This window comes from Dapis purpurea BLCC-M126, assembly GCF_050015975.1.
In the GTDB taxonomy this organism is placed as follows: domain Bacteria; phylum Cyanobacteriota; class Cyanobacteriia; order Cyanobacteriales; family Microcoleaceae; genus Trichodesmium.
The window spans coordinates 31,976-56,081 of record NZ_JBNHER010000207.1 but is presented as its reverse complement, the minus strand read 5'-3'; the positions used below and the strand labels follow the sequence as shown (position 1 = coordinate 56,081).

General features: G+C 34.2%; 20 protein-coding genes. 15 read left to right on the top strand and 5 right to left on the bottom strand.

The window, feature by feature from the left end; translation table 11 throughout:
- Nucleotides 1–697: 697 nt before the first annotated feature.
- Complete coding sequence (locus tag ACP6PL_RS18190; protein ID WP_426546682.1) at nt 698–1,219, bottom strand: Fur family transcriptional regulator; 522 nt, start codon at nt 1,217–1,219, stop codon at nt 698–700.
- 155 nt (nt 1,220–1,374) lie between these two features.
- On the opposite strand from ACP6PL_RS18190, the gene rd reads away from it, so the two are divergent.
- From rd to ACP6PL_RS18175, 3 genes are all read left to right on the top strand, one after another.
- Nucleotides 1,375–2,073 carry a rubredoxin gene (gene rd / locus ACP6PL_RS18185; RefSeq protein ID WP_426546681.1) on the top strand — a complete coding sequence of 233 codons (699 nt, stop codon included), beginning with the start codon at nt 1,375–1,377 and terminating at the stop codon, nt 2,071–2,073.
- Between the two features lie 224 nt (nt 2,074–2,297).
- Nucleotides 2,298–2,729, top strand: a complete 432-nt coding sequence (locus ACP6PL_RS18180; protein WP_426546680.1) for a transposase — start codon at nt 2,298–2,300, stop codon at nt 2,727–2,729.
- A 682-nt stretch (nt 2,730–3,411) separates the two neighbouring features.
- A complete protein-coding gene (locus ACP6PL_RS18175; protein WP_426546679.1) occupies nt 3,412–5,169 on the top strand; it encodes an alpha/beta hydrolase in 1,758 nt (585 codons plus the stop codon).
- A 271-nt stretch (nt 5,170–5,440) separates the two neighbouring features.
- On the opposite strand, the gene ACP6PL_RS18170 is transcribed toward ACP6PL_RS18175, so the two are convergent.
- Nucleotides 5,441–6,241, bottom strand: a complete 801-nt coding sequence (locus tag ACP6PL_RS18170) for a DUF1838 family protein (protein ID WP_426546678.1) — start codon at nt 6,239–6,241, stop codon at nt 5,441–5,443.
- Nucleotides 6,242–6,818: 577 nt separating this feature from the next.
- Here ACP6PL_RS18170 and ACP6PL_RS18165 point away from each other — a divergent pair.
- The 6 genes from ACP6PL_RS18165 to ACP6PL_RS18140 all read left to right on the top strand — a co-directional run bounded on the left by ACP6PL_RS18165 (nt 6,819) and on the right by ACP6PL_RS18140 (nt 13,680).
- Complete coding sequence (locus ACP6PL_RS18165) at nt 6,819–7,634, top strand: DUF1838 domain-containing protein (protein ID WP_426546677.1); 816 nt, start codon at nt 6,819–6,821, stop codon at nt 7,632–7,634.
- Nucleotides 7,635–8,044: 410 nt separating this feature from the next.
- A complete protein-coding gene (locus ACP6PL_RS18160) occupies nt 8,045–8,644 on the top strand; it encodes a hypothetical protein (RefSeq protein WP_426546676.1) in 600 nt (199 codons plus the stop codon).
- A 26-nt stretch (nt 8,645–8,670) separates the two neighbouring features.
- Nucleotides 8,671–9,345 (top strand): response regulator transcription factor, encoded by a 675-nt coding sequence (locus ACP6PL_RS18155; RefSeq protein ID WP_426546675.1) that lies wholly within the window; start codon nt 8,671–8,673, stop codon nt 9,343–9,345.
- 1,234 nt (nt 9,346–10,579) lie between these two features.
- Complete coding sequence (locus ACP6PL_RS18150) at nt 10,580–11,776, top strand: methyltransferase domain-containing protein (protein ID WP_426546684.1); 1,197 nt, start codon at nt 10,580–10,582, stop codon at nt 11,774–11,776.
- 661 nt (nt 11,777–12,437) lie between these two features.
- On the top strand, nt 12,438–12,695 hold the full coding sequence (locus ACP6PL_RS18145; RefSeq protein ID WP_426546673.1) for a hypothetical protein: 258 nt from the start codon (nt 12,438–12,440) through the stop codon (nt 12,693–12,695).
- A gap of 523 nt (nt 12,696–13,218) precedes the next feature.
- Nucleotides 13,219–13,680: a DUF2267 domain-containing protein gene (locus ACP6PL_RS18140; protein ID WP_426546672.1), complete on the top strand. Its 462-nt coding sequence runs from the start codon at nt 13,219–13,221 to the stop codon at nt 13,678–13,680.
- A gap of 485 nt (nt 13,681–14,165) precedes the next feature.
- Here the strand turns inward: ACP6PL_RS18140 and ACP6PL_RS18135 are convergent, their stop codons facing one another.
- Nucleotides 14,166–14,333 carry a hypothetical protein gene (locus ACP6PL_RS18135; protein WP_426546671.1) on the bottom strand — a complete coding sequence of 56 codons (168 nt, stop codon included), beginning with the start codon at nt 14,331–14,333 and terminating at the stop codon, nt 14,166–14,168.
- 433 nt (nt 14,334–14,766) lie between these two features.
- Here ACP6PL_RS18135 and ACP6PL_RS18130 point away from each other — a divergent pair, with 433 nt between their 5' ends.
- The 6 genes from ACP6PL_RS18130 to ACP6PL_RS18105 all read left to right on the top strand — a co-directional run bounded on the left by ACP6PL_RS18130 (nt 14,767) and on the right by ACP6PL_RS18105 (nt 21,171).
- Nucleotides 14,767–14,895: a hypothetical protein gene (locus ACP6PL_RS18130; RefSeq protein WP_426546670.1), complete on the top strand. Its 129-nt coding sequence runs from the start codon at nt 14,767–14,769 to the stop codon at nt 14,893–14,895.
- Nucleotides 14,896–15,149: 254 nt separating this feature from the next.
- A complete protein-coding gene (gene arsS, locus ACP6PL_RS18125; RefSeq protein ID WP_426546683.1) occupies nt 15,150–16,136 on the top strand; it encodes an arsenosugar biosynthesis radical SAM (seleno)protein ArsS in 987 nt (328 codons plus the stop codon).
- Nucleotides 16,137–16,295: 159 nt separating this feature from the next.
- Complete coding sequence (locus ACP6PL_RS18120; protein WP_426546669.1) at nt 16,296–16,625, top strand: ArsR/SmtB family transcription factor; 330 nt, start codon at nt 16,296–16,298, stop codon at nt 16,623–16,625.
- A 949-nt stretch (nt 16,626–17,574) separates the two neighbouring features.
- Entirely contained in the window at nt 17,575–18,015 is a 441-nt protein-coding gene (locus ACP6PL_RS18115; protein ID WP_426546668.1) for a pentapeptide repeat-containing protein, read from the top strand.
- Between the two features lie 90 nt (nt 18,016–18,105).
- A complete protein-coding gene (locus ACP6PL_RS18110; protein WP_426546667.1) occupies nt 18,106–20,079 on the top strand; it encodes a CHASE2 domain-containing protein in 1,974 nt (657 codons plus the stop codon).
- A gap of 372 nt (nt 20,080–20,451) precedes the next feature.
- Nucleotides 20,452–21,171, top strand: coding sequence for a DUF928 domain-containing protein (locus ACP6PL_RS18105; protein ID WP_426546666.1), 720 nt, complete (start codon nt 20,452–20,454; stop codon nt 21,169–21,171).
- Between the two features lie 643 nt (nt 21,172–21,814).
- Here the strand turns inward: ACP6PL_RS18105 and plsY are convergent.
- Both plsY and ACP6PL_RS18095 read right to left on the bottom strand, forming a co-directional pair.
- Nucleotides 21,815–22,489: a glycerol-3-phosphate 1-O-acyltransferase PlsY gene (gene plsY, locus ACP6PL_RS18100; RefSeq protein ID WP_426546665.1), complete on the bottom strand. Its 675-nt coding sequence runs from the start codon at nt 22,487–22,489 to the stop codon at nt 21,815–21,817.
- Nucleotides 22,490–22,855: 366 nt separating this feature from the next.
- A complete protein-coding gene (locus tag ACP6PL_RS18095) occupies nt 22,856–24,085 on the bottom strand; it encodes a DUF3086 domain-containing protein (RefSeq protein ID WP_426546664.1) in 1,230 nt (409 codons plus the stop codon).
- Nucleotides 24,086–24,106 lie beyond the last annotated feature (21 nt).

The following is a 24,106-nucleotide window of genomic DNA, read 5'->3' as shown; positions in this document are numbered from 1 at the left end:
TTAAACCAGAATTATTTAATTATTAATTATTAATAATTAATAATTGGGTAAGAGGCAGATCTCTGCAAGAGGCAGCAGTCCGTCAGGATAACGCTCCGCATTCTGTCAGGAAAGCTTTGCGGAACACAAACATAATTATCAATTATTAGGAGAGGCTTTCAAGCTAGATTTGATTAATTATCAATTATCCATTGGTAATATTAAGTGTGATCTCACTCACAGCAAATTTCGGAGAAATGATGTACCGATTCAATGATAAAAATATTGTAGTGCAGGCATCTTGTCCGCGATGTGTGTACCTCATAACAATGGAAAGCGCTGTATCATTAACTCCCGCTTAACCCAAAGGTTTGAAATCTAGAATTTTCTTTTCTATCCCCTTGAAAAGGAAAGCTTGAGACCTTATTTATCGGTCGAAAAATAATGTTATGAATAAGCTTGAGTGTTTAAAGGAGTTGATTTGACTAATAATAGAGAATAGCTATCAAAAAAAATTGAAATTCTATATTGAAATTCTATTCCTCCTAACTCTGTCTTTGGTCTTCGGTAATCCTCAACAATAACCTAACTATTTGTAGGAAACATTTATCAGATCTGGTATAAATTGGAAACCAGCTTGTAGTCAAATATGCTATAATTGATCAAGGAGACAAAGACCTTTGAATAACGCTGAGATTATCGTTATCTAATAGAAGCTTCATTGCTTTGAACTGCGTGATTTAGAGCTACTATTCTCCCCTATTTTTTTAGATGTAATACTTTTAACTTTAGACTTTTGACTTCCTAGAAGCGGTTGACAACCTGGGCGATCGCATTTACCCTTCACAATAACCTCATAACTTTCAGGATGAAGTCCTGGAGGTAACTCATCTAATCGTATGTTACTAAAAGTTTCCCATCTTATGTCAACGATAGCACTACAGTTTTGACAGCAAAAATGATGATGTGGTTGAACATTGGCGTCATAACGAGTCACTCCCTCCTCGAGCAATACTTCCTTAACTAAACCAACCTCCCGTAATACAGTTAAAGCACTATAAATAGTTGCCTTAGAAGAAATTGGTAACTCGCTGTTTACTTCACTCAGAATTTCCTCAACAGTGGGATGATCTGAGCGAGACAAAAGATTGGAATAAACTGCAAATCGCTGAGGAGTAATTCTTAGCCCCTTAGCTTGCATTTTTCTCTGAATCTCAGTTGTAGAGTAGTTGTTCTTCATTATCGAAAGTTATGATATAAATTTTCAACTGATTCATAACTATAGCATATATAGTGGTTTCTTAAATAAAAATTAGTATTATACTTGACATATTCTTAAATCAGAATTATTCTTAGAAGTAACAGAGTCAAATAACCTACCCAGAGGAAAACACTATGGACTTGTCCAACTCTAACACTGCCCAAAATTTGTCCGATGCCTTTGCCGGAGAATCAATGGCTAACCGTAAATATCTCTTCTTTGCCGAAGTTGCGAAGAAATTAGGCATGGAAGATTTAGCCAAACTATTCCGGGAAACAGCTAATCAGGAAACCCAACACGCCTTTTCTCACTTTCGCCTGCTTCATCCTGAATTAGTAGTAGAAGATCCATCTACCCTGACTGAAGAGCAAAAAAAAGCGATCGCCTCTCGTTGTCTAGAATTAGCAATTGAAGGGGAAACCTACGAATATACAACAATGTACCCAGAATTTGCTGAACAAGCACGAGTGGATCGTGATAGTGAAGCTACCGCAGAATTCAAAGAGCAAGAAGAAGAGTCCCGCGAACATGCTACCACTTTTCGTCAAGCAGCTCATAAGTTTGGTTTACTCACCCATATTGAAAACCACCATGCTAATCAATATACAGAAGCTCTGGAAGGTCTCAATGGTGTTGCTCCCAAACAAAAAGTTGTTGGTAGTAAATGGATATGTCGTGTATGTTCGATGATTTACGATCCAGTTGTCGGTGATCCAGATTCTGGTATTGCTCCTGGCACGCCATTTGAAGACATTCCTGAAGATTGGTCTTGCCCAATCTGTGGAGCGCAAAAAAAATCTTTTGTTCCTTATGAAGAGGAAGTTGCAGCTTAAGTATTTATCAAGACTTAGGCATTGAAGCTATATATAGTGTATTATTTAGGAATTATTCCAAATAATACCACTACAATTAGTATCTTTGCCTAAGTCCTGTTTATATAAAAGCTGATTTATAAAGATATTCTAAAGAAAGTCTTTCCGAGTCAAAATAGAGATTAAGATTTTGCATATTTTAGCAACAACCGTTAAATTTGTTTAGTTTAGTATAATTATTACCAATGAGTCGTCTGCCTGAGATTGCAAATCCTTACAGAAAGATATATCCAAGCGACCTAAGTGATTCAGAGTGGAACCTCATCAAACCCCTACTACCTGCACCCAAAGGCTTAGGTCATCCCATTGAAGTCAATTTTCGGGAGATTCTCAATGGTGTTTTTTATGTACAACGAACTGGATGTCAATGGGAGATGATGCCCCATGACTTGCCACCTTACACTACTGTGTACAAATATTTTCAGAAATGGCAACGTTGTGGTTTGTGGCAGCAAATGCATGACAAAATTCGTCAACAACTATACAGCGAATTAAGAAAAGAAGGAAATTCTAGGGTTGCGATAGCTGACTCAGAATCAGTCACAACGGATAAAATTGATCGCTCTATAGTTTCAATGGTAGTAAGAAAATTAAAGCGCGTAAATGCCATGTTATAGAATTATTTTGGATTATTACAGCAGTTTTCATTTGAATAGAGCATATTAGGGTTAACTACATGGATAATACCTAGTACCGCTACGCGGAAGTCAGAATTCTGAATTCTGAATTCTGAAGTTTTGATTGGTAAGGCTTTGAGTATTTTGTCACTGGTCACTTATTTCTGTCATCCTGCACTAGTAGCGTATCTAAACTAAAATTGTAGGTGAACTCTAACCCCCTACTCACTTCCCTGCTAGCATTAGAGTAGTTTCTCCTCTCTCCTTGGAGGAGAGGTGTTAGGCGAGAAGTATTCATTTGCTCAAACTTACCCACAAAATAGATATTGACGAGCTAGTAGGATAGTTATAGTTTTGAATGTGTGGTTCACCGATCTCAAAAAGACATCTCCGATAATAAAAAATAAAATCAATTATCCCACAGAAATAATCAATTCTTTCCTCCTACTCTCTACTCCCTACTCCCTCTTTTCCAGAGAGCTCTAAAGTCCTGTAATTGCTTTTCATCGAAAGTCCCTAAATTCTTTTTTGGAGGTATCTATTTTTATTACAGGTAATTAAGGGAAAATTATATAATTCTGAAGTTGCTTAGTTGAGCCGATTGCTGCTTTTATTTATTGACATTCTGTAGCAAGCAAGATATAAATATTTTAATTCAATTCATATAATTTAGGAGTAATGAATGGTATTTCAGCGATTCATAACAAAATCTATTCCACAATTTATATTTTCCCTAGGATTAGGAATATTATCACCTATTTTTACTCCTATTCCTGCTATTTCTGCTGAAAAAATTATAATTGCTGTTCCCGATATTAACATCAAAGATCCAATAGAAATTTATCTGCCATCTTTTCAAATTAAAATACCAGTCCAATCTCTCGAAAACTTTGCCAAAGAAGGTCAATACACGGATGAGTTTGTGCTTTATTCAGAACTATTAAAAGATGAAATAAAGGAGTTGCAGCAACTTTTAAGAAAGCAGAAAAAAGAGCTACAGGAACTTTTGCAACAGCCTTTTGATTTAGATCCTAGTATTGTGGAAGCGTTTATGGAAGAACCAGTAGGAAAAGAATTACTAAAACGTTTAGGTGAAATTATCCAAACTGGAGACAAGCAAAATGGTAGTGAAGCTATTAAAAAATCATTTGAGTTAGCGGTTGCAGAACCAGATGGTTTAACTATTATTAATTTACTCAATAAATTTCCTGGAGATATTTTTATAGAACTGGAAGAAAGTGTTAATTTAGTTGATGAGTTAACAGAAAGATTTGTTGAAGAAAATAGGATTTTAACAGAACTACAAACACAAGCACAAAATGTAGCAGTTTCTCAGGATAAACGAAATTTTAATAATTTACCAGATTTAAGAAAAGCAGGGAATACGAGATGGGAAAAACAATCTTTTACTTTTAGAAATCCCAATCGCGATCGCTCTTCTCCAGCAGATATTTATCTCCCTAATATTTCGGGAAATAAATTAATTCCTGTAGTAGTCATTTCTCATGGTTTAGGTTCAGATTTGAATAGTTTTGTCTATATTGCTGAACATTTAGCATCTCATGGTTTTGCTGTAATAGTACCGGAACATATTGGTTCAAGTGCAGAAAAACTTGAAAAGATATTTGCAGGTTTTAGTAAACCTGTAGATGGAATGGAATTTATTAATCGGCCACTAGATATTAAGTATTTGTTAGATGAAATAGAGAAAAAAATAGGCTCCGATCCTAGATGGCGAGGTAGACTAAATTTGCAAGAGGTGGGGATATTAGGTCAATCTTTTGGTGGTTATACTGCTTTAAGTGTTGCAGGTGCCCCTCTCAACCTAGAACAACTACGAAAAGATTGCCAATCTGAAGACACTAAATTTATCTTCAATTTATCCCTACTGTTGCAGTGTCAAACTACTAATTTATCTACAGAAATCATCACAAATTTAAAAGATGAACGTATCACAGCAGCTATTGCAATTAATCCTGTTAGTAGTGGTGTATTTGGGGCTAAAAGTAAAGGTATTAGTCAAATTAAAATACCTATGATGATTGTTTCTAGCACTAAAGATATTTTTGCTCCACCAATTCCAGAGCAAATTGATCCATTCATCAGCTTAACTACTGCAGAAAGATATTTAGTTATAAGTAAACCAGCAACTCATTTTTCCTTTATTGCTGAAGAAGAAAAAACCTCTTCTACTATAGAACTACCAAAACAATTAATTGGTCCTGACCCGAATTTGGCTTATCCCTATCTTCAAGCATTAAGTTTAGCATTTTTTCAAGCTTATCTTCAAAATCAATCCCAATCATTACTATATTTAAGTCAGCCTTATCTCCAATATCTCAATCAAGAACCTTTTACTTTTAGTTTACTGAAGTCTCTTACAGAAAACGATATACAAAGAATAATTGATAATTTTTCTGAACAAGTTACAGATAAATAATTCTCTTTTTCTAGAGGAGATAATAGGCTTTTTAAGCATAATATATATTCGCGCTTCGGCAACGAATTGTTAAAAACATTGCTCTTAATTATTTATTACTTAATAACTCAAGTCTTAAGTAAGTATAGCATTCTTTTTTCATCCATGGTATAACCCAAACTGGGTTTGTTAATAGTAAAAGTTATTATTTTCACTGAATCTTTAACAGGGGTATAAGAGCTATGCAATTGTAGACAGCTGTATCTACTTCTGGCTAACTGGTGAATGCTGACTAAGTAGTTTCTGGAATTGGAAAAATTTCTCCCTTTAAATAAGCATCAAAATACTTCTTAAAATACAAAATACTTGTGACATTTGGTTCATCACTTTCATCGGGAGAAAATTCATAAATTGGCAATTTTTCTCTGACCAACTTAACTAAATTAGGATGAAGTTCTGCAAAAGATTCTACTCTAGAAATAGTAGTTTCAAACCTTAATCTAGCAGGATGACCATAACCTAACTTCATCCAAGGCATCCATGGACAATCTCTTGCCCATTCAGAAGGAGGTATTTCTGTTACTCCTGGTCGAGCTACACTAGAAGTAAAATATTCTACTCCCTGAAACTTTTCTCCAGGGCAATAATCTCGATACTTACTTTCCTTTGCCAAAGGGTGAGGATATTCTAAAGGAATTTCTATAACTTTTTGCACATATTCAGAATTCTCAGGAATAACAATTTTTTTAGGTGAGACAAAACCCTGTACCATCCGATTAGCAATATGCACTACCGGAACTTCTTTTACTCCTTCTCTTGGTCGCCAATAGTGTAATATTTCTTGAGTAGAAGCATCACAAAATAAACAAATTTCTCGATTAATTCTTTGTCCAGCTTCCCCATATTCTGGATGTAGTTTAATAAAAACTTTCGTAGCATTCATACCAATAATAGAAAACAACTTTTCTTTGGGTTTTCCAGGTGATTCTATCCACCAAACTTCTCCACCCCAGTTATAGTAAAGTTGTTTACCATGATTTTCTCTATAGAAGTTTAAATTATCAAATTCATATTCAGTTGTATATTCACTCATTATTGACTCCTGTTGATTGAAGAAGGAAGAAGGAAGAAGGAAGAAGTAAGAAGTAAGAAGGAAAAAGTTGATGAGGATACTTTCATCAAACCTCCCCGCTTCTACAAAGCCTAATCAATTTGATTGAAGAAGGAAGAAGTAAGAAGGAAGAAGGAATAAGGGAAAAGTTGATGAGGATACTTTCATCAAACCCCCCGCTTCTACAAACTCTAATCAATTTGATCGACTCTCTAGAAAGTGCGGTATTAGACTAATCAGGGAAAAATTAACAAATTCATAAGTTTTTTTTGTAACAGATAATTAGAGAAAACCTACACAAACATTTCGCTTTAAAAGGCAGGGTTTTAAACCTAATTATTTTGATAAAATTTCTCTTCTCAATCTACCACAAAATTGATTTTGATTGTAATTAATTAAAATGATTGAAAATCAAGGAGATATAAAATTTATTCAGTTAATAAATTAGATTCAGTAATCATCAAAGCAAATAACAAAAGAAAAAAAATCAGGCTTATAGCTAAGTAGCTGAATGCTAATTGCTGTATTATTATAGACAAAAAACTACAAAAGCAAACGAATGGTCAATCTCACAAAAAAACTACTTGAGGCAAAAGACTGGGTGAAAGTCCGTGCTAGTACCGATGCTCAACAATCTTTTCTCACTTGGCATGGTTCAGTTCATTCCTTTATTCCAGGGGAACCTAAACAGCATTTGTTTGAAATAGTAGGGATGAGTGTGGCTAGATGTATTCCAAAATTTGAGGGAGGTTGGGATTTTACTTCTAGGGAACTGACCTTTTATCTTGACCCCAAAACAGAAGAAAAGTTAGATACTTGGAAAAATCCCTGGACTGATGAAATTTTGCCAGTGCTTCATGTGGCCAATAATCCAGTACAGGGGTTATTTAAAAGGCCAATGCCAGCATTAGTTAATGAGGAGTTAACTACTTATAAGTTTGACCTTTTTTCTAGCTATCCTAATCCCCTAGGCGATGACCCGAAGTTTGCTGAATATAGTCCCCAATCTCTCTATCAAGCCACCGAACTGTTTAAGTTGACAGTATCTACCGCAGATTTGCAAAATCCTGAGACTACTTCTGTGTCTAAGGTAATGTTGGCATGGGATAGAGTTGGCCCTTGGTTACCATGGATGAAAATGGGCGATCGCCCTGGTAATCTTATTTATAGTGCTTGGGGTGGGAAGGTGGCTAGTCTGACAGAATTACCTTTATTAATTCAAGATGAAATTAATACTCGTGTTCCTTTATTTAAAAATGCTGCTAAGTCTCTTTTGGATCGGGATGATGTAACTTCTTGGATTTATTTTAAACAAAATTTTGATGCTTATTTGAAAGGAGAAAAATTTCCAATCATAGCGCCGGAAGTTGAATAATAGCAATTTCATTAATTGATAATTGATAATTGATAATTGATAATTGATAATTACCTCTGGTTAAAACCATCAGATTGAAGATAAAGAAATATCCTAGCACTTTTTTTTCCCTTAAAAGGGGAGGCTTTAAACCAGAATTATTATTAATTATTAATAATTCGGTAAGGATTCAGCTATCAGAACTTAGCTATTATTTTTTTTCGCCTTTATACTGCTAATATAAATCTGGTTTGTTAATAACAAAATTTATGAGTTTTACTGATTTTTAAGGGAAGTATTTGAGTCAGCAATTAGGTAATACCAATTATCAAAAAAAACTATACTAAGCTCGGATTTTGATATTAACATTCTTTCAGTCATAACTGATAATTGAATTAGAGCATATTTAATTTACTCGGAGCTGAAAAAATATGGGCACAATAAAATTAAGTATTATTTGTGGAATATTATTAGTTAGTTTTGGTTGTGGTCAGCCAGCAGAAAATACTACTTCCGAAAATCCCCAGTCTTCACCAATACCAGAATCTCCCTCTAGTTCCATGTCTCTGGAGCAAACAGGTAAAAATGTAGATGAAAAAACACAGAATAATTTAACTGAGGCACTCAATTCTTATTTACAAGAATTAGGTGTTAATTTAGAGACCGAGCAAACTTACAAAACAGAATATATTGACTTAAATGATGATGGTATTAAAGATGCTTTAGTTTTGATGACTACACAAGATTGGTGTGGAACTGGAGGTTGTAGTTTATTTATTTTTCAGGGTGGGGAAAACAAGTTTGAGTTTCTATCGAGTTCTAGCCTCATTCATCAGCCATTTACAGTTAGTGAAACTCAAACTAATGGCTGGCGAGATTTAGTTGTTGAGGTCCGCGGTGGTGGAGCAAAATCTGAGACTGTTACTTTGAAATTTGATGGTAAAGTTTACCCTTTAAATCCTTCTTTGGAACCTCCGATAAATTCCGAAATTACTATTAAAGGTGTCAAAGTTTTTCCTATAGTAGAATAGTAAAAAGTATAGAAATTAAAAAGCAAATGTCATCTCAGATTCTGATAGTTGAAGATGAAGAAAAACTAGCTCAATTTATAGAGCTAGAACTTAAATATGAAGGTTATGAAGTAACTGTGGCTAATGATGGATTTACTGGGCTAACAATGGCACGGGAAATTAAGCCAGATTTAATACTTCTTGACTGGATGTTACCAGGTTTATCGGGGTTAGAATTATGTCGTCGGTTGCGAACTACTGGGGATAAAGTACCAGTTATTTTGTTAACAGCTAAAGATGATGTGACTGATCGGGTGGCTGGTTTAGATGCCGGAGCTGATGATTATGTGTTAAAACCTTTTAGTGTTGAAGAATTATTGGCTAGAGTCCGGGCAAATCTCAGACGTACTCAAGAACCTAATCCCGATTTACTAATGTTTGATGACCTAAGTTTAAACAGAAGTACGAGGGAAGTTTATCGCAGTAATAGGGAAATTGAATTAACCGCAAAAGAGTTTGATTTATTAGAATATTTAATGGCTCATCCTCGGCAAGTTTTGACAAGAGATAGAATTTTGGAAACTGTCTGGGGTTATGATTTTATGGGAGATTCAAATATTATTGAAGTTTATGTTCGTTATTTACGTTTGAAGTTAGAAGCTAATCAGGAAAAACGGTTAATTCAAACTGTGCGAGGGGTGGGTTATGTTTTGCGTGATTAACTTAGGCAGAAGGTATTAAATGCTGAAAAAAATATAGATTTTTGGCTGGAGTAACTCATCTGGCAACAGTTCATTAATTGATAATGGATAATGAATAATGGATAATTACCTCTGGTTAAAACAGTACTTGATTGAATTATCATAAATCACAATTTCTTTTCTCTTGAAATAGAAGGCTTTAAACCGAATTGATTAATTATCAATTATTCATTGGTAAGATATTTTCACGAAAAAAGCACGAAAAATTATTTAGTGGCTGGCTTTTACAACTCTATAGTTGTTAAGTGAAATGGTTAAATAAAGAGCTTGTTTATTTTCTGGAGATGTCTATTAGATGTCAGGTAAAATCTGGCAATCGCGGTTATAACATGATATTAATTGGGTAAAGTATTTTTTTATCTTCCCTAATTTCCTATTTCCTATCTTCTAATACCATTTCTCAAAAACTTTTCTACACTTTCTTGAGTAGGGGAGTAGAGGAGTGGGGGAGAAGTAAAAACATCAATAATTAACGCTAATTGGCTAATAATTATTAAAAAAAATATTCATTCTGTGTTAATTACTTAATAATTTAAATATTACCTAAGTATAGCATTACTTGTTGGTAATTGGTATACAATCCAAAATATATATCTCACCTATTTGAGAATTACTATATTTATTTGAGACTATTACCCTTTCTCTACAACCGTGAAGAAAGAATAAAAAAGAAAAGCTCTATAAATAAATTTACTAATCAAATTGGCTGGCTCTCAACACCAAATTTTGTTGATGGATCTTATCTGATTTTTTAATTTTTCTCAGCAAATACTCATCTAAAAATGTTTTAAATAAAAATGTATACAAAATTCAAAAAAGATAGTTACAGTAAAAATATAGGGAACTGAGAAATGGGAGCTGGGAAAAATTGACCTTTGATCTTTAAATCTAAGAATATGACCTCTATATATGCCAACCTTACCTAAAACCAAAAAGTTAATGTAGGGGTAAGCTAATACGCATTTTAAATGGGTATTAGCAAGTCAGAAGTAATAAGGTTTTTCCTTTGCAAGAGGTAAACAAAAATAATAAGTCGTTTAAATGCACAACAGCTTATTTTTTCAACATGGTATAAATTGAGTAAATCATACAAGGTCTAGACTAGACTTTGTAAAATTTTACTTAATGTTTGCTTCTTCAGTTTAATTATTTGGTAAATATAATGAATCTGGAAAACTTGGAACAAGATTTATCAATGAACGATACAACTAAAAATGAAGAATTGACTGCTAATTACAACATTGAAAGTGCAGTTTTAGAACGTTATCAAGAAGGCGCTCAACAAGTACAACCTGACCTATGTTGCCCAACGGACTATGAGGAAAACTATCTTGATATTTTACCTCTAGAAATTATTGAAAAAGATTATGGTTGTGGAGACCCTACCCGCTACATATCTCCCGGAGAAACAGTTGTAGATTTAGGTTCTGGTGCTGGAAAAAATTGCTATATTATTGCTCAAAAAGTTGGTGCAGAGGGGCAAGTAATTGGGGTAGATTTTAATGATGATATGTTGGCATTAGCTCGGAAATATCAAGATAAAATCGCTGCAAAAATTGGATATAATAATACTAAATTTGTCAAGGGAAAAATCCAAGATTTAGCTTTAGACTTAGACTTAGTGCAAAATTGGCTTACAGCAAATCCGATTACATCTATCGATGCTTTAGCTGCTTTTGAATATGAGTGTAATGCTCTTCGCCAAGAACAACCTTTGATTCCAGATAATAGTGTTGATGTTGTAATTTCTAATTGTGTGTTGAACTTAGTCCGCCCCCAAGATAAACAGACATTATTTCAGGAAATTCATAGAGTATTAAAACGAGGAGGTAGAGCTGTTATTTCTGATATTGTCTGCGATGAAAACCCGACTTCAGAAATTATGAACGACCCAGAATTATGGAGTGGCTGTATTGCTGGAGCATTTCGAGAAGATATTTTTCTAGAAATGTTTGAAAAAGCTGGTTTTTATGGCATTGAAATTCTTAAACGTGAGGAAAAACCTTGGCAAGTAATTGATGGAATAGAATTTCGCTCTCTGACAGTTCGTGCTTTTAAAGGAAAAGAAGGAGAATGTTTAGAAAGAAATCAAGCTGTAATTTATCAAGGTCCCTGGAAACAGGTAGTTGATGATGATGGTCATACTTTATATAGAGGTAAAAGAATGGCTGTCTGTGATAAGACTTTCCAGATTTATACAGATAAAAATGGTCCTTACCATCAGGATTTTTTGCCGATTGAACCTTATACAAATATTCCTTTAGATATGGCAGAAAATTTTGACTGTAGAGATGAAAAAACTCGGCATCCTAGAGAAACTAAAGGTTTAGATTATCAAATAACAAACATTAATAATAATAGTAATTGTTGTACTCCTTCTGATTGTTGCTAAGTCATAATTTTCTGTAGAATGTTGCCCAATATAGATATCAGCTATAACAATCCTAAATAGGTTGTAATATTTTCTTTTAGGGGTTTGGCCTGCAAATCCCTTTTTTACTTTGGTTTAGAAACCAAACCCCTATAGTTTTTTTATAAGTATTCAGCCGTCAGCCATCAGCTATTAGCTATAACAGAGGAGCCAATTTGGAGATGAAAGTCTCATTTCCGGTTCTAAATACGAGTTGGGTAGAGTAACTTACCGAACTTACTTTAACACCTTATTTATTATTTTTGAATAGTTAGGTTTTTTGCTGGTATAAAAAATGATAATCCTCTAGAGACCTTCCATGGAATGTCCCTTCTTTGTGGTCTACTGAAATGAAAAGTGCTTTCAATAATTGATAATGAATAATTGATAATTACCTCTTCCTTTTAGGGAGAGGATTGAGGCGGTAGGGAAAATTTTTTCTTGTTTCTCCTTAAAAGGAGAGGTTTTAAACCTTAATTATTCCGGTAAATTATGAAGCTATGACTAATAGCTGACTTAATTTTTATTGCTGACTGGTATTAATGCAGTTCCTCTGCAAGAGGCTAGCTAATAGCTGAATGCTTACGTTTTTTTACGAAACTACGATAATATAGTAAGCGTTATAGTTAAATATCAAGTACCAATGAATAGAATCCCTAATTCCAATTCTCAGCCTCTAGATAATCATTTAGTTGAGTCAGAAGAAAATGAAAATGAGCAAATGGAAATCATAGAAGCTTATAATCCTGAAACTAAGGTAATGCTAGAACGCTTTATTTTAATGTTAATAGCAGTTGGATTAGTAGTGGGGGCAATTTTATCAGTTGGAGTGGTCTATGTTCTTGATAAAACTGGGTTTACAACTCCTCCTAATCAACAGCAAATAAATATAGGAAAATGAAAATTATTCACCTACTATTTTAAGCATTTAGTCGTCATATATAAGCTATCAGCTATTAGCTTATTTCCTTTGAATGAGGCATCATAATTGAAAAATTAAGCAATAATTAAAAGTATTGATAGAAGCACATTGGCTACTTACTAATGATTTAAGATTACTCAATTTTTTGAACTACTTACTGGAATTGATTGTGATATAAATCAAACGAATAGTTACTCATTTTTCTTCCTAAAATCTGACTGATAATAGCTATTTGCTTACCTATTATCTATGCTGGTTCATCAATACATTAACTACTCGACAAAAATTATCTTAGCAGTAATTTTTTTCGTATTTGTCTATAAGGTATTACACATTAAAATTGTGAATTCTAGATATAGACTTTCAGAAAAGTGTTGATAGCTTAGACTTCTTTCTCTATTCTTTCTTTTATATTCGTTTTACTCCCTATATTTATTATTCTTACAAAGCATATTAGCTTATGATATTATATAAATAATCTAATAAAATCAAGGATATAATTATGACTGATTCTCAACAAGTTCCTGTAGATGAAAAATTTGTACCTTTTCTCCAGAAAGTTCAGATTCAAGCAGGATTACCAGATATTTATGATGCTAGAGATATTAGTGTTATTGTATTTAGGACAATGCGTGATTTGATGACAACACAAGCATCTAATCAAGTCGCCTCAGACTTAGCTTCTAGTAGTGAAAAATCAGACCCAGATGAAATAGGAGAACTTTGGAAAGATAATAACCCACTTGTTGCTTTTCTGAGTAAAATTCGTCCTCCACTGATATTTGATGGCGATACTTTTATTTTCAGAGTTAACCAAGAAGCTGGAGTACCTAAAGGAATAGCACCTGAAACTGTAATTAAAGCTGTTTTTTCTGCTACTAAAGAAGAATTATCTCCAGAGAGAGTTGAAGAAATAGCTAGTTTTATGCCTGATAAAGTTAAGATTATGTGGAACGAAGCTTAGAAAATTAGTAAGTATTTAGCTGTCAGCTATTAGCTAGTCTCCTAGGTCATAATTACCTTAAAAGCTATTGATTTATTAATTCATTATTTTGGCAGGAGTAATTAGTCTCCAAGGAGAATTAAAAGTTATGTTTGCACAGTATTCCGCAGGAAAGAAAAAGGTTATCAGGTAACCTTAGTAAAAGTTATTACCTTCAAAAGATGTTTTAGGCTGTCGCCGACATGAAACGCAGCGTTTCATGAATGCGTAGGATTGCGCAGGAAAAACTGAATGCTAATAGCTGTTTCGCTCCGCCTTAATGTCGCGGAGCATTCCAGTACTAAAATGCTTACCTAAAAATTTTTAGCAGTATTAGTTAAAGTATCAAATTCAAAGCGCTGAGAAAAATTAGTTTCTCCATAAATATTAAAAGTAATAGTTGCCTCTTTTCATAAAGGTTCAACATAATGAATGGCATCTAGCTCCAAACTAATAATATCTCCTGGTTATAAAATTTGAGACCCAACTTGTGCAATTTTATTAGGAAATTTTCTATATTTTTTTTGTTGCCAGAAAGTATGTTTTTCTAACCCACTTAAAAGCGCAACTATTCCCCAGTTAGCATAATTATGAACAGGTGAAATATTTCCTGGTAGCCAAGCAACTATTTCCACAGTTAAATCAAAATATCGTTCTTCATAAAGTGTTAAAACTGACCAACCTATATCTGGATAAGGTTCTAAATAAAAAGTTTGTAACTAAGGAGAAGTATTTAATAATAAACTCACCAACGGACAAATTTTCTGAAGTCGAATTTAGTCATTTTGTTCTTTTAAAATAATATCTTCTACTTCTCTGAGAAAACGATAAAGTCGATAGGGATGTGTGGGTATTTATCTCTGAACAATAGAGTTAAAAATTTTACACTTACCGTCTTTCCTTACTAAAAAATCATGATTTTCTATAATAATGCAAATTTTTCAGCTTTTAGATATAATTAATTAATTATCTATCTCTTAATTGTTTCTCAGGTTAGATTCAGCTTCCCTAGATTTAATCATAGATGTCTGCTAATTAATAATAAAAAAATAAGGAAAGTTGATTTCTATGAAACTGAACTATTTTCTAACATTTGCTATTACTTCTTTTTTGAGTGGGGGAATACCTACTGGTTCTATTGCTAACCCCAAATTTTATACTGTATCAAATACTACTACAAGTGGAGCGATCGCATAAAATCCTTGTGCTGGAGCTAACCCCTGTTCTGGTAAAAACTCAGCAAATATTTATGTAGAAAATAACATTGCCATTCGTGGCGCAGATACAGTACCCTACTTTACCCAAAGTAGAGCAATACTTAAGATAAGGGAATATTTGAACTATAAATCAAATTTATTGGGTTAAATCTTGAGTTAAATTCCTATACTTATTAATTATATTGTCTAATCTCTAGCTGCAATTTTTAAAATTAGTTATTAAAATTTATGACAATGATTCAAACAGCTTTCACACTTTTCCAAACCAAACTTAGTACAACCTTAACTAAGAAAAAAATCACCGTTTTACAAGTTAATCTTGGTAAACGTTGTAACCTAGCCTGTAGTCATTGTCATGTCGAAGCTAGCCCAAAAAGAACAGAAGAACTTACGCCAGAAATTTGCGAACAATTAATTGAGTTAATTAATAGATTTCCCCAAATTAAAACAATTGATTTGACTGGGGGTGCGCCAGAAATGAATTATGGTTTTAAACGATTAGTTGAAGCTGCAAGAGCCAAGAATAAAGAAGTAATTGTTCGTTCTAATTTAACTATTTATTTTGTGCCAGGATTTGAAGATATTCCAAAATATTGTGCTGAAAATCAACTCAGAATTATTGCATCCTTACCTTGTTATTTAGAAGATAATGTTGATAAAATGCGCGGTAATGGTGTGTATAATGAATCTATTCGAGCATTGCAATCTTTGAATAGATTAGGATACGGAAAAAATCAAAGTCTGTTCTTAGATTTAGTTTATAATCCTCCAGTTCCCAATAATGATAAGTTTGCACTTCCTCCCAATCAAAAAAATCTAGAACAAGATTATAAAGATTATTTAAAAGAACATTTTAATATCGAGTTTAATCAACTGTTCACAATTACTAATTTACCTATAGGTAGAACTAAATTATTTCTGGAAAACCGAAAAATATATCAGCCTTATCTAGAATTTTTAGAGTCAAATTTTAACAGGGAAACTGTAGAAAGCTTAATGTGTAGAAATGAGTTGTCAATTGATTATTTAGGTAATGTTTATGACTGTGACTTTAATCAAATGGAAAATATTCCGGCTGAAACAAGGAAAGGTGAAAAAATTACAGTAGCTAAATTATTAGAAGCTAATAGTTTAGACATAATTGAACAAGTACAGACAGAAAATTATTGTTACGGTTGTACCGCAGGTTGTGGATCTAGCTGCGGTGGTGCATTAGTGTAATTTAGACAATGTGATATGATAAACATTAGTTATGTGTAATAGACATCTCCGAAACAGAATGTAGGAAAGTTCCATATAACTTTCCTACAATAGTTTGAAAAAAGAAATATTTAATTTCTGGAGATGTGTAATTAAATAAGCAAATCATTCCAAAAATTAATGCCACAAACATCCCTAAAATCATCTCCTACTTTTGTAGCAGCAAGCTTTCATGCACTTTCTGATCCCTTACGAATACAAATATTAGAACTATTGCAAAAACAAGAGTTATGTGTCTGTGATATATGTGATCGCTTGAATGTTCCACAGTCAAAACTATCTTTTCATCTAAAAAATCTTAAGGAAGCTTCCTTGGTTCAAAGTCGCCAGAATGGTCGTTGGATATATTACAGTCTTAATTTATCTCAATTGAAAATCTTAGAAAACTATTTATCAGAATACAAAAATATTAACCCATTGCCAGCCCAGCTTTGTGAAAATAATGATTAATATTATGTCCCAATGAACAGTTATAAATAATCAGGGAGGAGTCAGGAGCCAGGAGGGAGAAGTAGTGGAAATAAAAAATATATCAGGATGAGAAGGAGGAGCAAGTTTTTTATCACTAATTAAACGAACACCATATAAATTCAATGCCTGTTCATTAATTGATAATGAATAATGAATAATTACCTCCATTCTGGAGGGGCTGTGTGCGGAATTACTTCCGCACTTTATACGCCCCGTAGGGGACCTCAGAATTACACACTCGCTTCTGACTTCTGACTTCTGACTTCCGCGTAGCGGCACTAGCCATCCCACCCTACAGGAAGCTCCGCTTTTTCCTGAGACAATGCTCCGCAAACATTTCGGAGAGAACCGCTAAATGATTTATGCGTCAGCAAAACGGACCGATTGGATATGGGGCTTGCTATCTTAAAGCTCCGCTAACGTGTAGCGTTCCGGAGGGAAGGTAAACTTCGTTATCCCACCCTAGGGGAAACTGCTTCTTGCCTCCTTTCCTACGGAATGCTCCACAAACCGAGGAGTTGCCCCTGACAGAGGAGCTTTCCTTTCCTGCGTAATGCTACGCAAACACTTTTCATTTCGGTGACAGCCGAAGTCAGAAGTTGTGCGCCAGCAAAATGACCCCTTCTTCTCCTTAACTGGAGTTGCTTTAAACCTTTGGGGATTAATTATCAATTATCCATTAGTAAAAGTATTTCCAGTCAACAACAGTATAAAAATGCGTATAAAGGATATGAAAATACTGGCAATACTAACTATAGTTTTTACTAGAACAGGATCATCTCGAAAAAACTAGTTATCAGTTACAAAATCCTCAAACCCTTACTTTTTAAAACTTTTGACTTTTATTTTTTTGATTTTTGACTTACGAGTAGCTGTATTAGTCATTATAGTTATAAATAGTTAGGCTAGATTTTAATGATTCTAAATAATGATTAACCAACAAGTAGAACGAAACATTAGACTTTTGTTAGAGACTCGTGAGTGCCAAAACTGCTACCTAGAGGGAGCCAGACTAGGAGGAGTAAATCTAGGAGGAGCAAACCTTGGGGAAGCAAAATTACCAGTCGCTAACCTAGCAGGAGCCAAGTTAGGAGGAGCCAACCTGGGGGGAGCTAACCTAGGAGGAGCTTACTTGGGGGGAGCTTACTTAGGAGGAGCCAATCTTGGGGGAGCTTATATGGAGGGTGCTAATTTAGAAGGAGCTTATTTAGCCGGAGCAAACTTAGGAGGTAGCTATTTGGTAGGAGCAAATTTATCAGGAGCAAACTTAGAAGGAGCCAACCTGGGGGGAGCAAATTTGGAAGGAGCTACTCTAGAAGGAGCAATTCTCATTGGCACAATCATGCCAGATGGTTTCAGACATGAGTAGGTGAACTGAGGTGCAATTCAGTAATCTCCATGCTTTTGTTCTCAAAATTGATTAGGTAGTTTCAATCTCTATCTGAAGTAGTACATAAGTGTGGAGAATACTCGCTTACAAATGATTGAAAGAGGATTAATGGCCATTAAAATTATGGGGCTTATAAATTTTTGCCAATGGATAAATAAAAAAATTAATTCTCTAAGTATACCAATACCAGTAATTACCGTTTCTGGTATTACCATCCTCAGCTTACTATTTTTTAGACAGTTAGGAGGATTTCAACCACTAGAAGTAGGAATATTTGATGGCATGATGCGTCTGCGGTCTTATGAAGAGCCAGATCCTCGATTGTTAATAGTAGAGGTAACAGAAGACGATATTGAATATTTGCAGCAGTGGCCGATGTCCGATGAAATTTTGGCCAAAGTCTTAGTGTCTCTACAAAAGCATCAACCTACAGTAATAGGTCTAGATATATATCGAGATATTCCTAATCCACCTGGTCATTCAGAATTATTAGAACAACTACAAAAACCAAATGTTTTTGCTATTACTTTCATTGACAATCAATATATTGGCACCGTAAGGCCACCTGCGACAATGCCAGAAGAAAGAATTGGGTTTAATAATATTAGTATTGACCCAGATGGTATAGTTCGTCGTAATTTACTATTTACTGCTGATAGTAATAATAAAATATTGACAGCTTTTTCTCTACAATTAGCCATTAATTATCTTAAAAACTATGGAATTTTTCCTGCTCTAACTGAAAATAATGAATATAAATTAGGTGAGGTATTATTTAAAGAATTACAATCAAATTCAGGAGGATACCAAAGAATAAATGATACAGGATATAAAATTTTAATTAACTATCGTAATCCTAAATCTGTTGCTCCCAAAATTACTATAACGAATGTTTTAAAGGGTGATTTTGACCCCAAGTTAGTCAAAAATAAAATAGTTCTAATTGGTACTACAGCTCCTAGTGCTAAAGACCTATTTTTTACTCCTTATAGTTTAGGTCCTTTCAAGTTGTTCAAAATTTCAGGAGTGGAGGTTCATGCCCAAATTACAAGTCAAATTATTAGTGCAGTTCTTGATGATAGAAAGCTATTTTGGTACTGGGAGGAATCAACAGAAATATTATGGATTATATGCTGGTCAATAGTTGGTACTAGTCTAGCTTGGCAGATCGGAAAACCTCTAATTTTAGTGTTATTGAATTTTCTGAGTTTGGGGGTTTTAATAGGTATTAGTTATACTATTTTTCTGAATATGGGATGGATACCTGTAGCAGCACCAGCAGCAGGAATATTTATCACAGCTGGGATAGTTATAGGTTATAAAATTCAAGAATCATGGCAACAACAAAATATGGTAATGAAATTATTAGGTCAGCAAACTTCTCCAGAGATTGCTAATGCTCTTTGGCAAGAACGTTCAGACTTAATTAATAGTGGAATTTTACCACCCAAAACAGTTACAGCGACTATCTTATTTACTGACTTAAAAAACTTTAGCACTATCTCAGAAAAAAAATCCTCAGAAGCTTTAATGATTTGGTTAAATGAATATCTGAGTGCCATGACAGATATTGTGATTAATAATCACGGAATAGTCAATAAATTTACTGGAGATGGAATAATTGCAGTATTTGGTATACCAGTACCTCGTAACACTGTTGAAGAAATTGCTATAGATGCTCAAAATGCAGTTAATTGTGCTTTAGCAATGGACAAACATTTGTTAGAATTGAATCATCAATGGCAAAAACAAAGTGCTCCAGAAATAAAAATGCGGGTAGGAATTTATACGGGAACTGTAACAGTTGGTAGTTTAGGTGGAAAAAATCGCTTAGAATATGGAGTAATTGGGGATAGTGTTAATATTGCTTCCCGGTTAGAAAGTTTTGAGAAAGAATGTCATCCAGGAATTTGCCGAATTTTAATTGCTCAGGAAACTTTGGAACATTTAGGTGGAAAATTTCAAGTAGAATCTTGGGGTAATTTTTATCTTAAGGGAAAAGAAATACCAGTTGATGTATATTTGGTTATTGGTAAAAAATAATTTTTAATTAACTAAAAATAAATTATTTATCGAAAATATTTCAGCAGTGGAAAGTCCCATATGTTTAAAGTTGGTATGAAAAACGCGCCTTAAATGCCAGTCAAAATATTCTTTTGTTGTCCCCTTAAAAATTCTCTAAAATCCTCCACTATTCTCCTTTTTCCTGAATTCTGCGAATATTTTTTGCATAACCAGAATATGACTACGATATATAATAGTAATATGAATAAATTTTCCAATTGCTCCTGCTCACCTCTGAACCCTAAAAAATTAAAATGAATAGGCTAAAAGTTAAATAAAGATTTTTTGATTTTTAGGGAAAATAATTTCTAAGCAAACCATAATTAGAAAAAATACAAACCTGATCTAACTATGAATATTTATCAAAAAAAATTACTATCTTCCAAGACTATCAAAACTCTTGTTTTGACATTATTTTTGGGATTATCCACCATTACTTTCTCAAGCAGTACATTTGCAAATATTACTCCACGAACCGATAAAGGTACCGGAGATAGTGTTCCTGGAGGCACACGAGGTAGTTGCTTTTATAAGGATCAAAAACCTCTAGTTCCTTTAACTCCTAAAACAAATAACAGACAAGAATTAACCCTAGCATCACATCCAACAATATTTATTTATGTGCCAGAAAATAAAGCTACAGCAGGAGTATTTATCTTAAAAGATTCTACTCAAAAACAGGTTTATGAAGATATAGTATCACTCCCTGATAGTCAGGGAATTATAGATATTAAAATTCCTACCGATCAACCAGAGCTAAAAGTAGGTAAAAATTATAACTGGACATTCCGTTTAATCTGTGAAACTCCTATTCCTGAAGCTGTGGTGGAAGGCTCAATTGAAAGAGTTAATCCCAGCCCAGATTTAACAACAAAATTACAGCAAACTCCAGAGAGCGATCGCTGGTTAATTTATTCAGAAGCTGGTATATGGTATGAAGCACTGTTTACTTTAGCCGAACAAATTCGTTCTAATCCAAATGATTTAAAACTTACTTCAGAATGGGAAAATTTACTTAACTCAGTAGGTTTAAATGAAGTAGCTACAGAGCCATTAAAAAATAACAGATGATTAATAAAGTCAGAACTCAGAAGTTATATCATGTCTGCTAGTATCAGAACGTGTAAACAAGACCGTTAATATCTATAAGAAATTTAAGTTTTCTCGTGCTTTTAACCCTTCTTCCCTCTCTCCTAGATACTAAAGCCTTTTTCCTTACCCTTACCTTAAGATATCTATGCTTATCGGACATGATATTTAGAAGTTGTTTTTGTAACGGAGATTTTGGGCAACCCTCCAAAAACATTTCGCTTTAAAAGGCGGGGTTGCGTGACCCAATTATTGTGATAAAAATTATCAAAATCCTGGTATAATTATAGACTAAATGAATACAGAATATGATCGCCTAATCACTAACAATTAATAGACATCTCCAAAAATAAAAAATTAAATCAATCCCACACCAAAAAACCGTCAATTTTCTCCCCTACTCCCTAGTACCGCTACGCGGAAGTCAGAAGTCAGAAGTCAACCCACCCCTAACCCAACCCACCCCCAACCCCTCCGAGGAGGGGAGCAGGAGGGAAATTCAGAAGTTTTGATTGGTAAAGCTTTGAGTATTTTGTCACTGCTCACTTATTTCCGTCATCCTGCACCAGTCTCTACTTCGTACTCCCTAATCCCTCTTTTCTGGAGATGTCTAATAGTTTTGGACTTAAGACTCTGTTGATAACTTTTGCCCAATACGAGGCTCTGTACCAGCCAAGAGTCGCTCAATATTGGTGCTGTGACGCCAAATCACATACATTCCACCAACAATAGCAAATATTTCATAAGGAAGTGGTTTGCCTGTAATAAACATCAAACCAGAAACACTAACAGCAGCAATAATAGAACTTAAAGAAACAATACGACTAATACTAATAACAACAATAAATACAGCAAGTGTTCCTAAACCAACAACCCAAGACATTGCTAACAAAAGACCCAGACTAGAAGCAACCGACTTACCACCTTTAAAACCAATCCAAATAGATTTACTATGACCTACTATAGCCATTAATCCTGATAAAATAACCATCCATTCTTTTGCTAGATAAATATCAGTTATTCCAGCAGCAATAGTTAAGTTATGAACGAAAAGGAAAGAGTAAATATAGCGAACCAAACCGATCGCCAATGCTGCCTTCAAAATATCAATAACTAACACAACCAAAGCAGGCAACTTTCCCAAGGTTCTTAATATATTAGTCGCACCTGTGGAACCAGAACCTTGTTCACGAATGTCAATACCATAAAACCAAGAACCTATCCAATAGCCACTAGGAGTAGCTCCTAAGAGATAGGCAATCATTAATATTAACCCATTTAATCCTAACCAACTAATCATTAATTTATTCCTTTAAAAAATTAGTAATCGAAGCCATTAATTTGATATTTTACAATCAGGGAATGAGCAATCAAAAGTAGGTATTTTTATATAATTTTTCCTCTGGATAAACTCTGGATAAAATAGTTGAAAATTAATATGTAACACCCAAATTGAAAGATCAAGATATAGATTTTATCACCCTTTGTGACATACAATTATCTTTATTTATTTCTGTTCTTGTGTGTCAGAAATAGGAAGTCATCCCTCAGAAATTTTTTCTATGATAATTTTCGGTTAAGACTTTTTCTAGTTAGTAGTAAGTTTGAATTTTCCACTAATTTTTATTTCTAACTTCTGACTTTTGACTTCTGACTTCTGAATTTATTAAAACCTATCAGTTGAGTTTTGAGAATTAGGTTCAGGAGCAAAGGCCAACCATAAAGGGAACTGTAACATAGAAAGACTAATTTTATCTTCCGTATCATCAATCACAATAATTGGTAACTTGCCCTGCTTCAAGAACCGATCAGCTTTTTGGGCCAAAATCTCCGCATCCTCGAACAAAGCTACACCTCGGTCAGGACTAAAATCACGGCGGTCAATCCCCAGACAATCCTGTAAACCCCGACGCCATTCTCCCAAACGCTCAGGAGAATTAGCAAGCACCAAAGCGCGTACTCGGGTATCATATAAATCTCTCAGTACAGAAATAATTGCCGAAGCAACCAAAATATTTTGCAAGCGACTACCCATAGTTCTTAGGGCACCACGACCACCCTGAGAGAAAAACCAGTTGGAAACCCGTTCTGCATGAATAGGCTCAAATGTACGTCGCAATCTCCAAGGTTGGCCATAATAATCAGGCATATTCCGATATTCGTCAAGAATCTGGCGAATTTGTCTATTTTGTTCCTCAAAACCCATTTCGGCAAATTTGGGATTTTCAGAATTTCTCAGAGATTTAGGAGTATTTTCCGCCACAGGAGTAGTATATTCCTCTGGCTGTGGAGCCAATTCTAACTGTTCAGCAGCAGCAGCTAAATCCTGCAAACTTCCCACCAAATAATCTTTAAACCCCTGAATTCTAATTGCCAAATCCTGAGAAGCACCAGCAAAAGTAGTGCGCATCTCTCGTTGAATACGTTCTTTGCGACGCTCTAGTTTTTCTACCTCTACTTGCAATGTTTGTTTACGTTCTTCCAACTGGCTCAAAGCTTCTGGCACTAGACGTCCTATAGCCTTAGTCTGGGCCATTACTTCTTGTTGTAATTTAGCCTTAGTTTCTTGTAGAGTAGCTATTTCTTCTGTCAAGTTTTGTTTTTGCTCTTGAAAGTCAGAAACTTCTAAGGTCAATTCTTTTTCAATTTTATCAACTGGTGGAGTTATAGACTCCTCAGTCAAACTAGCAGCATCTGTAGAATTATCTTCAATCGATGAAACGTATGTTACTTCTATTGGTTGATTGGGTTCATAAGACTCAGCAACTTGTTGATTTGTAGGAATAGTTTGAGTTTCTATTTTTTCATCTAAGTCCGAAGCTGAAGGGATTATTTCATTTAAGGTATTAGATTGTTCTTTTTGTTCTTGTGGTTGTATTTCGTCTGGGTACATCATGGAAAAAAATATCAAAAATTT